Genomic DNA, 242 nt, shown 5'->3' with positions numbered 1-242 from the left:
TCCTCATTGCCTTCATTTTCCCCGGAACCCTGGCCGTCCTCTTCCCCATCCGCCGGTTTATTGACTTCAGGCTGCCCGGCCTCTTCCAGTTCTTTTTCCGCTTCCGGGGTTTTAAGCACCGGGGCTTCGCCTTCAGCCGGCTTTACCTTGGGCAGCTGAGCCACCCAATTGGGGGGATCTTGAATTACGGCAAAAGTTTCTCCGGCAAAAAGGGCTGTAATGATGCGCGGGGCTACTTTCTC

The 242-nt window shown here is 56.2% G+C and carries 1 protein-coding gene; it reads right to left on the bottom strand.

Going from position 1 to position 242, the window contains the following annotated elements; all coding sequences use genetic code 11:
- Positions 1 to 242 (bottom strand): hypothetical protein (locus B2633_RS12615; protein ID WP_483171050.1); only part of this gene is annotated, 242 nt, incomplete at both ends.

Source organism: Syntrophomonas sp. UBA1041 (genome assembly GCF_002316705.1).
Lineage (GTDB): Bacteria > Bacillota > Syntrophomonadia > Syntrophomonadales > Syntrophomonadaceae > DTU019.
Note: the sequence above shows the minus strand (reverse complement) of the source record. Positions and strands in the feature narration are given on the sequence as shown.